Genomic DNA, 14,324 nt, shown 5'->3' on the forward strand with positions numbered 1-14,324 from the left:
AGTGGAGCAAAATACTGTAACTATTCATTCTGCTTTTGGGCATTATTTATAAAATAACAAAAGGCAAACCTGAGTTTGCCTTTTTCTTTATTGTGAATTTTTATTTGTAATTAATGTATTATGAAATAACAACACTTTTTATACACTACCCATTTTTAAATAATATCCTTGATTCTATCTTTTTAAAACTTCTATCATTTCTCCATTTGTATTAATTTTAGAATTTATTTTTAAAATATTATTTTTCTTTTTTATTAAAAAAAAATTCGCTCCTTTTACTTTATAAAGAGTATCACCTTTTTCAATAGAATCACTTACGTTAGAAAACCATCTGCCATCCTCAAACGTATCAATTTTATTTGTATCGGGATTTTTTCCGATAATTGTGAAAAAAGCTGATTTAATTCTATCTTCTTTATAACTTTTATTCGAAATAATGTTTACTGAATAATCTAATTCGTATTGTTCTTGTCCATTGGTAAAATCAATTTTACATGAATTAAGAAAAAAAAATAGAGTAAAAATAATAAGGTTTCTCATAATCAAAGTTTAATTATATACTTTACCTGTTATTATAGAAAATGTGTAAGATTTAGATACAGAGGCTCCTGCTCCAATACCTAAAAATTTACCGTCTCCTAATGTTAATGTGTTACTTATAGTTCCTTTATTATCTATACCACCTTTTTCATTTAAACTGTGACCAATAGTGTATCCCATAATTGAGCCATCAATAGTTGCAGAAGCAGAAGTACCAGCTATATTTTTAAGCATATCTCTTTCTATATTATTTTCTCTTCGATCATGAAACCCTACATTTAAACCAGGAACGCCTATTCCAGGTGTTGTCCCAACTCCCATTCCAGAATTAAAATATAATCCTATATCGCCAGGAGCAAAAATAACTCCAGCTTCAAATGTATAACTAGTCCCTTTATTCCCAGTAATAGTTATTCCTGTTCCCATAGTAACAGCGTCAGGATTATACGGACTATAATCAGGATTATAACTTTTGTCATATGCTCTTAAAGCTGAAGCTGTAAAGCCTTCAGTTTTTGCCGATACTACCGCTGTTTCTAGACTTATTTCTCCAGAGTCATAAAAACCTTCAAACTCCCCGTTAACATAACGACTATGTAATTGATTTTGTTCATTATATACGTACTTTCCTGTTTCATCTTCCCAATCGCTTGCCCATCCTGTTGGCGGTTCCGCCATCATCCCATCAGGGTCTATGAAGAAAACAGGATTATTAAACGCGTAGTTGTAAGGCGAGTGTCGTCTCATTTGTTCTGCCAACGGGTCAACATTAAACCAACGTCCAATAGCAGGGTCGTAGTTTCGTGCGCCGTAGTCGTAAAGATTGATGTCTAAGTCTGTTTGTAGTTCTTTACCATTGTATTTGTACTTATAGTTAGTATTTGCAAGATTAGTATTGTTGTATCCCTTATGCTTTAACCCAAACGGATAGTAATTGTTTTCTTCTAATACTTTTAGCGTACCATTTGCTTCTTTTTGGTAACTCAATCGTACATTTCCAAGATGATCAGTGTAATTGTAAACATAATTAAAAGTTGTACCTCCAGTTACATTCACATACCCCTCAGCTGTTGGAAAAAACTGTAAACTGTTATTTACGTACTGAAAACCTCCTAAATAATCGGTTGTGGTTACTGTAGCTCCATCTGTTACGACTTTTCTTAACTTAACTCCACTTGCATCGTACGTGTAATTAATCTTTTTAGATGCATTCCAAAGAACTTCTGTTGGTAAATTTAAGTAATTATACGTAATTGCTGTTATTTCTTTGTTTAAATCTTTGGTAAGATTACCATTAAGATCATATTTGTAATCATTTTTAGGATCTTCAATTGTTGTTCCGCTGTATTTATTCTTATCAGCGAAACCATCTTCTGTTCTGTTGTCAGAAACATTAAGAAGTTTATTCGAATTAGCTTGATAATCGTATGTTAAATCATCGATTGTAAATAGATTATTGTTCAATAAGTTTCCATTACGTGTAAAACCTTTTATATTCCCATTATAATCGTAGCCTTTTACATATTCATTATAAGCACCAACATTGGTAGAACCTCCTATAAAACCAGTTTGTATTACAGCAAAATCTGCCGTTAACAGTCGATTTAATCCATCATAATCAAATCTATAGGTTTTATATGAATCTTGTTCATTGGTTTTCCAAGAAACTCCAGATATATTTCCATTGAAATGAGAACCGTAGTTGATATTAAATGAAAATAATTTTGGTCTAATAGCTTGTTCTACATCGTTTATATCTGTTAACCAACCTCTAATATTATACTTATAATCTACCGTTTGTAATGGATTAGAAGCAACCGTGTTTCCAACTTTCTTACTCGTCAACTGATTGATTTCGTTGTACGAATTTTGAACAATGTATTCTATTGCACCATTATTAATTTGGTGTGTTTGATACTTTAATAATTCATTCTCATAATATTCAAAACCTTCATTGATTGTTATTTCTGCTCCTATATCCGTTGGTTTGTGCTTGGTAACTGTATGCTTAACCTTTCCTCTAAAATCTAAAATAGATGCGGTTGTTTGATATCCTTTCAAATAATTATCTAAGTGAGAAGCTACTGGACGAATATATTTCGAATCATAATATGTATACGCTTTGTTCCACGTTGCAGTACCTAATACATTGGTATAACTTGCAACAGCTAAACCTTTGGTTTTTGTATCATCAACCCCAACAACTTTTTGATTATCTATAGACGAAGGTGTAACACCTAAATTTTGATAATGATCGTAATAATTAACAGATTGAACGGTTAAGCTTCCGTTAGGAAATTGCGCATTGGTATAGAAAATATTTTGTCCATTATTAGCAAATACAGTTGGTACTCTTTCTTCATTATTAGCCGTTTTTTTATTGTTCAAAGCGGTTTGCATTGAACCTCGTGTCGCTGTATTTTTAAAGAAACCTGAATACACCATTCTTCCAAATTTATCGTATTTAAAGAAAGTCCATCCTTTTTCAACTGCCGTTCGTTGATTGATATCTTGTTGTAAGGTTAAACGATCTTGGTTATCATACACCATAAATTCACGTCCTTTTCCAGGAAGTTGTTTTTCAACTAACCTGTTCTTTTCATCATAAAAATATTGATAACCTAATTCGGCAAGATTATTTCTGTAAGAATTGATATTTCCATAATCGGTATTTATTAATTGTGGTGGAAGAACAAAGGTTAAATTACCATAAATATCGTACACGTAATACGTATCATGATTACCAGACGAATTTAAAGGAGCTACTGTTTTTGATTCGATGTGAATTCTTTTCAGAACAACTCTCCCTTCTTTGTCTTTAAATTCCTCAATAGGTTGACCATTCTCATCTGTTGTAATCGTTTTATATAAAGCTCCTCCTGAATATGTTATAGAATTACTTAACGTTAAAGTTGGATTGGTAGTAGGATCTGCTACGCCAAAATTAAAAACTTCTCCATCTGAATTTGTTGCATATTGAAATCCTATCTCATGACCTGCTCCTTTCATCCAGTCTCTTCCTGGAGCAGCCTGAAATAACACTCGGTTTAAAGGTGAATTCTCAAATGTTTTTTCTGAATAAGGAATATAGTCTCCTGTCGTTTCTAAGTAAAAAGTATCTCCTGTTGCTCCAGTATTTAGTTGATTACTTGCTCCAGAAATAGGAAAAGGCAAATATTCTTTGGCTTGACGCCCAAAACCATCATATTCAAATGGTGTTACAATCGTATTACCTGTAGGTGAAGCACCTACTTGCAAGGCTTGTTTTTCACGTCCTAGACCATCAAAATAAACAACAGTTTCTTTCTTTTCAGAACAATCGGCTTTTAAACATTCGACTGTTTTAATGTAATTCTCCGTAGAGGTTTGTGCATATACACTACCACTTCCTAAAGTCAGAAGCGTACCGTATATAAAATTTTTATAAAAGTGTTTCATCTCGCTATAGCTTAAGGTTGTTTGTAGTTGTACTCAAAGGTTTTTAATACTTCTTGTTTATCATTTACGATAGATTGCAAACGGTTAGCTGCATCATAGTTGTAATATTCTGTTTGTCCGTTTGGCCCTGTAATACTCGTGACACCAACAAGAGGTTGATAGATATAAGAAGTGATCATAGCTTGAGGTAATGCTGTTCGTAAACTAGCAAAAGAATCTTTCGTTAAAGTACCATTGTTGCTTGCTATTTCTAAATTTTGAATAAAACTACTAACCTCTGATAAAGAAGCTCCTTCTATTTTAGCGATAGGATATTGACCGCCATATCCCCAAATAATAGAAACAGGAATTCCATTTTCTAAAGTATATTGTGTAAGATTACCTTTAGCATCATAACTGGTGTAAGTTATTTTTCGGTCGGCTGTAGTTTTAATATTGACACCATTTCCTTTCTTTTGATGAACAGCAGCTTTCTGAACGATTCCATTGAATAAATTATATTGATTATGAACTTCAGAAATATATACGCCATCAACACTTTGTTTGACAACAACTGGCTCTGCAATGCGGTTAGCATCGGTTAGTTCTTTCATGTAATCTTCTTGTCCAACTAAATCAGGTGGATATTGGTATTCCGTAGTTAATGTTTCGTTTTTGCTGTTTTTGGTTGTTACACTTGCTGGATACAAATGTTTATAAGTAGGTGAATAGTGATTTTCTGTTGTTATCACTATACTATCATTTGGAAAAAAATCAGTTGTTGTTGTTCTAATATTTTGTATCCATGCATTATCTATTGAAAAAGGAGCATATTCAAATTTAGCAAAAACAAAACCATTCTCATCTTGTACTTTTGTAATATCTAAACCATATTCTATTCCAGAATGATTTGGAAGTGCACTTGATGAAAATCTATTTAAAAATCTATCTTCATTGTAATCAAATATAGTTTTTTTTACTATTGTATTCTCATTATCTTTTAAAACCTCCTCTTTAACTTTTCCTTGTAAAAAAGCTTCATTACATATAGGATATATAAAATTTGATGTTCCATAACCATCAAAACGCGTAGAACATCCGCTATTATTATACATTGTCAGTTTTGTGTAATTTTCACTTTCCTTTTTTAAATTTTTATACGTTTCAGTTACGTATTTATATAATACAGATTTTCCATTTATTGTATTAATTTGCCACCCAGGATTGTTTGTTATTATCCTTTGTTTTCCAGCTAATTTAGTATCTCCTTTAGTAAAATTTGAGGTATAAAAAGTTCTGAATTGATTTTCACCATATAAGGTTCCACTTTCTTTTGTTGTTTCTGGAATCGCATAAGTATAATCTCTAGTAATCGTATTATTATTGTTATCATCAAGAGTAATGTTTTTAACTCTTATAGTTCCTATAGATTCATTATGTTCAGGTACAATAAAAGTTTCTCTTTCAATCCATGATAATGTTGCGTAACAATCAATAGATTTTTCAGTTAAATGATCATAACCTTTTTCAATAGACATTTTAAAACTTTTACCTTCAATATCTGATGCTTTGTAAGGCGTTCCATTTCCCAATGTATATTGATAAGGATTTTTTATTATGTTTTGATTAGTAGATTTATTTAGAACGGATAAATAACAATTTCCAACTGTTTCTACTCCTGAACCATTATCATTATCTCCTGTGAAATTTAGTTTAACATCATATATTCGTATATTATTTCCTTTTCTCGCCTCAAAATCTAAATAATCATATGTAGACCTAGTATTATAAGTTTTTTCTACATGATAAGTAATAGAATCAACACTTTCTTTCTTAAAATATTGATCAGCTTCATATTTAATAGTTAAACTTCCTTTTGTTGGGTATATAATCTTTTTTAGATTTCCTATGATTCCATATTCAAGATTAGGTTTTTTATCAGCTCCTCCATAAAAAGATGTATTCCCTTTAAAGTTAGTTATGGTAGCTGCTGGGATAGAAGACATCTGTCCGCTTTTACCATTATAAACCCCCCAATAATCTTGCGCAAAAGAGAAACGATTAATTAATGGTTTTTCTTCATAATATTCTAATCTATATTTTTGATTAGAAAATATCTCTTCAATCTCTTCTAATTTTAATCGTTTATCAATACCTTTAATTAATCTACTATCAATTAAGTTCATTTGCCTTGTTAAATCTTGATGAATATCAAGCGAAGGAGAAACAAAATAATTTGCGGTTTGGTTTAACTTAAATTTTTTAATAGGTTTACCATTATAGTCTATTACAATAATTTCTTCTAAAAAAACTTCTCCTGGTAAATCTTGTCGTTCTTTTTTACTATTATTTACATTATAATTAAATTCAATTGCATTATTCTCATACTTTATCCTTTTTAATACAGGTTCATTTGAAGATGAATAATACAAGCAAAAAGGCGATATATTAGGACCTGAACCTTGCGAATCATCATTAAAATAATTAACTGCTTTTATTTCATCAACTTTTTTTTGTTCTGAAAAACCAGTAGCAAACATGGTATGCGCAGGATGTTCATATTCATATTTAATTATTTTTTTATTTTTGGTTAAAATTTTTTCTAATATATATGTAGAATTTGAAGCTTCGGCCAAAACTGAGGCACAAGTGTTATAGTTATAACTTGACATTGGACTTGAAAAGAAAAATTCATTTCCTTGATCATCTATAATTATTATTGTACCATCTTGCTTTTTAATTTCAATAGGATAATATGGGATAGTAATTCCTTTTGAATTTTTAGAATCAATAATAAATTTCCCTGAATAGTTTCCAATACTATAAGAATAAATATCTGGTTTATATTCTTCTATTGGTTCCATCCCATTTCCTACTGCGGCCATTGCAATCTGATAAGAAGGATTGTCTGCACTTGTAACATCATTAGGATAAAATGTTCCTGGATCAAATATTTCTCTTGTATTATAGTAATCTTTGGCTCCTACAACTTGCATTGTCAATGATGGACCTGCATTAAGATTCCAACCTAAACCTACTCTTGAAGCTATTTCATCTACTTTAACACCTGCTGTTGAGTAATCTAACTGTATAGGTATAGTTAATCCATCAACCTGAATTGTGTAAATAGGGATATTAAAGTTTGCTACACCTGTATAACTACCTGCAGGAATATCAACGAATTTTGCAAATGCATATGCTTCAGGTGTTTTAGGATATAAATCTATATTATAATTATTACTATTTTCTCCTATACTCACCTGTCCAAAAACATTTCCTACAGCTAATAAAATAAATAGCACTATTTTTTTCTTCATAATTACTTTTTAATAATTTTAATAGATTCGGTTTGGTTGTCGGTTTTGATTTTTAGGATGTAAACACCAGCTGGATAATTCCCTAACGAAATTGGTGTTGAACGATACTTCACCTCTTTAGTTTGCAAATGTTGACCGGTTAAATTATAAACTTCAATTATTGCTTTTTCAAACTCTTTGTTGATTAAAACATTTACAAAATCACGTGTAGGATTTGGGTAAGTTTCAACGTATACTCGTTTGATATCATCTTCTTCTTTTCCGAGTTTCACTAAATAAAAATCCGATTGACCTTTGTTTCCTTTAGCTTGTTGAGTAGAATTTCCAAATAGAATGATTGAGCCATCACGAGTGGTGATTGCTTTTTCGAGATAATTGAAACCTTTTCCTCCAAATTTCTTGTTCCAAATCTCTGAACCATTTTGATCAAAAGATAGCGTGATGTAGTAACTCTCGATAGAATGATTGTTACTTTTTAATTGATCTAAAGAGGTAATTTGATTGGCTGTAAGAAGAAATTTATTATCAATTAATTTAACTTCTGTGATGGCTAAATTATCCTTAATATCTAATTCTGTCGTTTTTTGAACTCTTAAATCAAAATCAGTCTGAATCACTTTTGGTTTAAATATTTTTTCAGTCTTTTCATTCACAGAAAAAATGAAATTATGTTCATTTTCTTGAAATGAAATCAATTGATTTTCTGAATTTAAACCAAGGTTATTCTCTGAAATAATTTCACCTTTTTGATCTACCTGAATAATCCAAGTAGCATTTGATGTTTGATCGGTTGATTTATTTCCTGAAGCAGGTGAATTAGAATTTCCAATTAAAAGAAAACTAGATTTTGTTTCAACAACAGATTTGATTTTATCATCAAAAATTCCTCCATACGATTTTTCCCATTGTAGTTCTCCCTTTTCATTTAGCTTGATAATGTAGTAATCATTTCCTCCAAAATTTTCAGATTTTTTGAATATAGATGGAATAGAATTGGAATTGGAAGCAATCAGATAACCACCATCTTTTGTTCGAATAATATCGACTGGAATATCATTTCCATTTCCACCGAAAGCTTGTTGCCACTGAAGTTTACCTTGTGCATCAAGTTTTATAATCCAAATATCTTCGTTACCTTGATTATCACTTGTTTTATCTCCTGATTTAGAAGAAGTAGAAGCTCCAGCAAAAATGTATCCACCATCAGCAGTAGGTTTAGCCGAATACAAGAAATCAGAACCGTTTCCACCAAAAGAATTTTGCCATTCTTGCTTCCCATTTTCATCCATTTTCCAGATAAAATAATCTAAACTACCTTGGTTTTTCTTTTGTATATCACCTGTTGCATCAGAAGCAGAACTACCCAAGATCAAAAAGCCATAATCAGGAGTAGGAATAGCATTGTAAAGATATTCTGCAAATTCACCTCCTATAAATTTCTCCCACATCACATCTTGTTGTGCTGATAGTCCATACATAGAAAATAAACAGAATACCGACAGTAGAGTTTTTCTCATATATCAATATTTAGTTTTTTTACAAAATTAATCTTTTTTGCTTTATTGACATTATAACAAAAACTATTCTATATCAATAATGTAATTTATATTTTCAATTTTACAAATCTCCAACAATTATCTAAAACCAAATTACGGTTTTACGTAAAATAAAAATCCAAAAAATAATTTTCCTACTATAGTGATTACGTTTAAAAGAATTACACGCTAAAAAACATCAAAATAAAAAAGGAGCTATTAATTAGCTCCTTTTTTATTTTGGAAAGTTTTTTTCACTAATTATTATTTAGCAAATTAATATGCTTTCGCATATAAAACTCTGTATTTTGCAGGTTTTCCAGAAAAAACATCTACTCCTTCTCTTGGCGTTTCAAAAGCTTGAGGAATACAACGAATTGTTGCTTTCGTCGCATTTTTTACCGCTTCTTCTGTTTCTTCTGTTCCGTCCCATAAAGCTGAAACAAAACCACCTTTATTTTCGATAATATCTTTGAACTCTTCAAAAGTTGTTGCTTCTGTTGTATGAGTATCTCTAAAATCTGACGCTTTTTGGAATAAATTTGTTTGAATATCTTCTAATAATTTCTCTACCTCAGTTGACACATTATCCAACGCAATAAATTGTTTTTCTAATGTATCACGACGAGCAACCTCAACATGACCTTTTTCTAAATCTTTTGGTCCAATTGCAATTCGTACAGGAACACCTTTCAATTCGTATTCAGCAAATTTCCAACCTGGTTTCGTTTTATCATCATCATCAAATTTGATCGAAATTCCTTTCGCTTTCAATTCAGACGAAAATTTATCCACCACTTGACGAATTTCTTCTAATTGTTCTTCTGTTTTATAAATTGGAACAACAACAACCTGAATTGGTGCTAATTTTGGAGGTAATACTAATCCTAAATCGTCAGAATGCGTCATAATTAATGCACCCATCAAACGAGTAGAAACTCCCCAAGAAGTTGCCCAAACATATTCTTGTTTTCCTTCTTTACTTGCGAATTTTACATCAAAAGCTTTTGCGAAGTTTTGCCCTAAAAAGTGAGAAGTTCCCGCTTGTAAAGCTTTACCATCTTGCATCAACGCTTCAATTGTGTACGTATCATCTGCACCTGCAAAACGCTCAGAATCTGACTTTCTTCCTTTTACAACTGGAATTGCCATAAAATTCTCTACAACATCCGCATATACTTCTTGCATTTGTTGCGCTTCCGCAATTGCTTCTTCTTTTGTTTCATGTGCAGTGTGTCCTTCTTGCCATAAAAACTCGGCAGTTCTCAAAAACAAACGCGTACGCATTTCCCAACGCACAACATTTGCCCATTGATTAATCAGAATTGGTAAATCGCGATAAGATTGTATCCAACCTTTGTATGTACTCCAAATAATTGCTTCTGAAGTAGGACGAACAATTAATTCTTCTTCCAATTTTGCTTCTGGATCTACAATTAATTTTCCTTTGTTATCAGGATCATTTTTCAATCGATAATGTGTTACAACCGCACATTCTTTCGCAAAACCTTCTGCGTTTTTTTCTTCGGCTTCGAATAAACTTTTAGGAACAAATAAGGGGAAATAAGCATTTTGATGACCTGTTTCTTTAAATCTTTTGTCTAATTCTGCTTGTAGTTTTTCCCAAATAGCATAGCCATATGGTTTGATCACCATACACCCTCTAACCTTCGAATTCTCAGCTAAATTTGCTTTTACAACAAGCTCATTGTACCACTTAGAATAATCCTCAGCACGAGTTGTTAATTTTGCCATAATCTTTTATATTTGTTGATAAGTTTCGTATCTTTACTTGGCATAAAAATTGCCTTTAAATTTATGCAAATTTAATTATTACAAACGATGTAAATTTATAATTATGAACAAAGTTTATAAAATTTCTGCAACTACATTAATTCTTGTGGCTGCATTAGGAATTTCATCTTGTTCGACTTATCAACCAAGTGGTTACGAAAGCGACGGAGTTTACTATAATCCGAAAACAGATAAAACCTATCAACAAGCTCAACCACAATACGGTAACGAGCAAGGTGAACAAGAAAATCAAGGGGAAATAAAAATTGGTAGTCCATACTTCGATGCAGAAGGAAATGGCGCAGAACAATTTTATTACCAAGATGATGTTGATAGCACAAATGATAATACTCAATCTAAATCAGCAACCAAAGTTAAAATTAACGGATATGGTTTAGGTGGTTACAATTATTTTGGAAACAACGACTATACATTAACTTATAACGGATCGAGTAATTATAACTGGGGACGTAATGATGGTGTAGAAATTAATATCTGGAACAACTATCCTTGGTACAGCTACGGATGGGGAGGTTTCTATAATCCATATCGTTGGGGATATTACAATCCTTGGTATGGTGGATGGTACGGAAACGGATTTGGTATTTCATTCGGATGGGGATGGAACGATCCATGGTATAATGGATATTATGGTTGGGGTTGGAATAGACCTTACTACGGTGGATATTACGGAGGTTACTACGGATGGAACAATTGGTACGGATATCCTGGTTATTATGGATATGGATATGGATACAATCGTCCAAGAGGAATTTATTCTCAACCAGGTTACAGAAATGGTGGTCGTTTAAATAACACGATTAATTCTACTCGTCCTGTTGGAAGTTTAAATGGTAGAAACAACCAAATCTCTACAGGTTTAAGACCAACTCGTGATAATACAATTAACAATACAACACGTCCAACTCGCGAAGTAAGACCAGGTGCAGACCAAAGTCAAATTAACGGAACTCGTCCTACAAGAGAGGTTAGACCTTCTGTTAATCAAGGACAAATGAACAACACGCGTCCAACTCGTGAAGTAAGACCAAGTGTAGACCAAAGTCAAATTAACGGAACTCGTCCTACAAGAGAAGTTAGACCTTCAATTAATCAAGGACAAATGAACAACACGCGTCCAACTCGTGAAGTAAGACCGACACAAACACAACAGCCTACTTACAACACAAGACCGACTCGCGAAGCTCAACAATACCAACAACCAACGAGAAGCTATGACAGAACAAATAGCATGAACAATTCTCGCCCATCATATTCTACACCTTCTCCAAGTAGAGGTAGTAGTATGAGTAGCGGAAGCATGGGAGGTGGTTCTCGCGGAAGTAGCACAGGAGGAGGCTCTCGTGGTGGAGGAAGAAGATAACTAGATTTAGATCATATAAAAATGAAAAAAATATTATTAAGCCTTTGTACCTTAGCTGGTACATTGGCTTTTGCACAACAGAACAAAGGATACGAAACTCAGTATTCTACAAATGCTATAAATTTATATTCGCAAGATATTAACAGCGGAAATGCTAAATATATTGGTGTTGGTGGAGCTGTTGGTGCATTAGGAAGTGACATTACTTCTGTCGAGCAAAACCCTGCTGGATTAGGAGTAGCAATTAACTCTGATGTCCAAGTAACAGCTGGTGTTTCTACTTTTAGCAACAAAACTAATTTCGGAACAAATATCAAAGAATCTGAAAGCAATTTTGATTTCCAACAATTTGGAGGAACATTTGTTTTTGCAAATGAAGCTTCAAAATGGAATCGTTTTACAGTTGGTGTCGCTTATCTTAATCAGCGTTTAGACAATTATTCATCAATTGGAACAAATGAAGGAATTAAATTTGATAATCCAAATGGAACTTTCAATGGTTACATTAAAGATATAGATGGATACAAATCTAAATTCTCTGTTAATTTAGGAACTAGCTATGACGACAAAGTCTACTTAGGATTTGGATTAAACTTCCACGAAACTAACTATTCGGGATACGAACAATATGCAGAGCGTGATGACGACAATGGAAAAACTTATGTATACAATGCAGATGGAGCTCCATATAGTGAAATTGGGCAAGGATTTTCTTTCTCTTTAGGTGCTATTTACAAAGTGAATCACAATGTACGTTTAGGAGCGGCTTATCATTCTCCTGTTTGGTACAATGTTTCGGAAGATTATTATGCAGCAAACTTCATCAATAACGGAACTGCTGTAGATTCTTATTATATGTATTCTTCTGATTACGATATGACACGTGGTGGTCGCCTTGTAGGAAGTTTAGGTTTTGTTGTTGGTAAAAATTTATCACTTGGTGCTGATTATACGTACCACATGAACAATGATACAAAATTAAAACCATCACAATATTTTAATTCTTCTAATAATTTCATCAATGATTTTGTAAAAAATTCAAGTGAAGTTAGAGTTGGTGCAGAATACCGTGTAGATCGTTTCAAAGTAAGAGCGGGTTATAATTATGTAACTTCTCCTTACAAAGATTTTACAATGGATATTGCAAACGAAAACAATGTTGTAACAAATGCAGCTGTTTTATCGAAAGCATTTCAAGGAGATATTAATCGTGCAAGTTTTGGTTTAGGATATGATTTTGGTGGATTCTATATAGATGCGGCTTATCAATATCAAACTCAAAAATATCAACAATTGATTGGTGGAACAGATTATATTAATACTAATAATGAATTTGTTTCTTTACCTAACACTTATGCTCCAAAAGTTAAATTAAACAACAATTTATTCTTATTGACATTAGGTTGGCAATTCTAATAAAAAAAAATAGATATTAAAAAATCGGATGAAATTAATCCGATTTTTTTTGTAGTACTAAATATTAACGTAATATAGTTTTAAACAAAAAACTATTAGTTTATTCTTTTGATAGAAGACATTCCCGAAGTACTCACTTTAGTTTTCAAGCCATTTTCGTCTACATAACGAACAGAACTCGCTCCAGAACTATCAGCAGTCAAACTATTCACAGCCCAAACTGTTGTAGAACTTGCTCCAGAACAATCAACAACTACATTCGCAGCTTTCAATTCTTTTCCAACAAATGAAGAAGCTCCCGAAACTGAAATGTTTAAATCCTGTACATTTCCAGAAATTTTCATACTTGAAGCACCAGAATTATCTACCGAAATAGAATTAGAAACTACATCTAATTTCAAATTACTTGCTCCTGATAAATCAACCGCCATTTTTTCTACTTTTTGTGTTGGTAAAACGGTTACATTCGTTGCTCCAGAAAGATTAAATGAACGTAATTTTTGATGAGGGAATTTAATTTTAATAGAAGAATTTTTCAAATTTACGGTTCCATTAATTTTCATCACCAAAACACCATTTTTCACTTCAGTCGTGATTCTATTCATAATATTATCTGGCGCTTCAACAGAAATTTGACCATTATAATTACCATCCTCAACTGTAACACTTATTGCGCTACTTACGTCAATCCCTTCAAAAGAAGCAACTTTACGCGTTTCCGTAACTGTATTACTACTCGCTTCTACTCGATCTAAATAATTAGAAGCAGGTGATTTAGAATTTAAATCGACCGAACAACTCGCAAATCCTAACGAACTGAATATTAAAATTGGAAGAAAAATGTATTTCATATAGATGTCTTTTATTATATAGACGCATTAACTTCTAAAAAGTTACAAAAAATATTCACTTTATTTATCA

Annotated in this window: 8 protein-coding genes; 2 read left to right on the top strand and 6 right to left on the bottom strand. The window is 32.1% G+C overall.

Annotated features, from left to right (window positions below; all coding sequences use genetic code 11):
• Positions 1-174 precede the first annotated feature (174 nt).
• From B2217_RS00040 to proS, 5 genes are all read right to left on the bottom strand, one after another.
• On the bottom strand, positions 175-540 hold the full coding sequence (locus tag B2217_RS00040; protein WP_280052132.1) for a hypothetical protein: 366 nt from the start codon (positions 538-540) through the stop codon (positions 175-177).
• 9 nt (positions 541-549) lie between these two features.
• Complete coding sequence (locus B2217_RS00045; protein ID WP_291121915.1) at positions 550-3,978, bottom strand: DUF6443 domain-containing protein; 3,429 nt, start codon at positions 3,976-3,978, stop codon at positions 550-552.
• 11 nt (positions 3,979-3,989) lie between these two features.
• The gene (locus B2217_RS00050; RefSeq protein WP_291121918.1) at positions 3,990-7,274 is read right to left on the bottom strand and encodes a hypothetical protein; all 3,285 of its coding nucleotides are present in this window, start codon (positions 7,272-7,274) and stop codon (positions 3,990-3,992) included.
• A 2-nt stretch (positions 7,275-7,276) separates the two neighbouring features.
• Positions 7,277-8,791, bottom strand: a complete 1,515-nt coding sequence (locus B2217_RS00055) for a T9SS type A sorting domain-containing protein (protein ID WP_291121920.1) — start codon at positions 8,789-8,791, stop codon at positions 7,277-7,279.
• A gap of 294 nt (positions 8,792-9,085) precedes the next feature.
• On the bottom strand, positions 9,086-10,564 hold the full coding sequence (gene proS, locus B2217_RS00060; protein WP_291121922.1) for a proline--tRNA ligase: 1,479 nt from the start codon (positions 10,562-10,564) through the stop codon (positions 9,086-9,088).
• 103 nt (positions 10,565-10,667) lie between these two features.
• Here proS and B2217_RS00065 point away from each other — a divergent pair, with 103 nt between their 5' ends.
• The gene (locus B2217_RS00065; RefSeq protein WP_291121924.1) at positions 10,668-11,987 is read left to right on the top strand and encodes a hypothetical protein; all 1,320 of its coding nucleotides are present in this window, start codon (positions 10,668-10,670) and stop codon (positions 11,985-11,987) included.
• A 21-nt stretch (positions 11,988-12,008) separates the two neighbouring features.
• The gene (locus tag B2217_RS00070) at positions 12,009-13,403 is read left to right on the top strand and encodes an OmpP1/FadL family transporter (protein ID WP_180905178.1); all 1,395 of its coding nucleotides are present in this window, start codon (positions 12,009-12,011) and stop codon (positions 13,401-13,403) included.
• Between the two features lie 95 nt (positions 13,404-13,498).
• Here the strand turns inward: B2217_RS00070 and B2217_RS00075 are convergent, their stop codons facing one another.
• Complete coding sequence (locus B2217_RS00075; protein ID WP_286484956.1) at positions 13,499-14,254, bottom strand: head GIN domain-containing protein; 756 nt, start codon at positions 14,252-14,254, stop codon at positions 13,499-13,501.
• Positions 14,255-14,324: the final 70 nt, after the last annotated feature.

The organism is Empedobacter sp. UBA7620 (assembly GCF_002484185.1).
GTDB lineage: Bacteria > Bacteroidota > Bacteroidia > Flavobacteriales > Weeksellaceae > Empedobacter > Empedobacter falsenii_C.

Coding starts and splice junctions, on each gene's coding strand:
- B2217_RS00065 (WP_291121924.1), top strand. CDS start 10,668: ATGAACAAAGTTTATAAAATTTCTGCAACTACATTAATTCTTGTGGCT.
- proS (WP_291121922.1), bottom strand. CDS start 10,564: ATGGCAAAATTAACAACTCGTGCTGAGGATTATTCTAAGTGGTACAAT.
- B2217_RS00075 (WP_286484956.1), bottom strand. CDS start 14,254: ATGAAATACATTTTTCTTCCAATTTTAATATTCAGTTCGTTAGGATTT.
- B2217_RS00055 (WP_291121920.1), bottom strand. CDS start 8,791: ATGAGAAAAACTCTACTGTCGGTATTCTGTTTATTTTCTATGTATGGA.
- B2217_RS00040 (WP_280052132.1), bottom strand. CDS start 540: ATGAGAAACCTTATTATTTTTACTCTATTTTTTTTTCTTAATTCATGT.
- B2217_RS00045 (WP_291121915.1), bottom strand. CDS start 3,978: ATGAAACACTTTTATAAAAATTTTATATACGGTACGCTTCTGACTTTA.
- B2217_RS00050 (WP_291121918.1), bottom strand. CDS start 7,274: ATGAAGAAAAAAATAGTGCTATTTATTTTATTAGCTGTAGGAAATGTT.
- B2217_RS00070 (WP_180905178.1), top strand. CDS start 12,009: ATGAAAAAAATATTATTAAGCCTTTGTACCTTAGCTGGTACATTGGCT.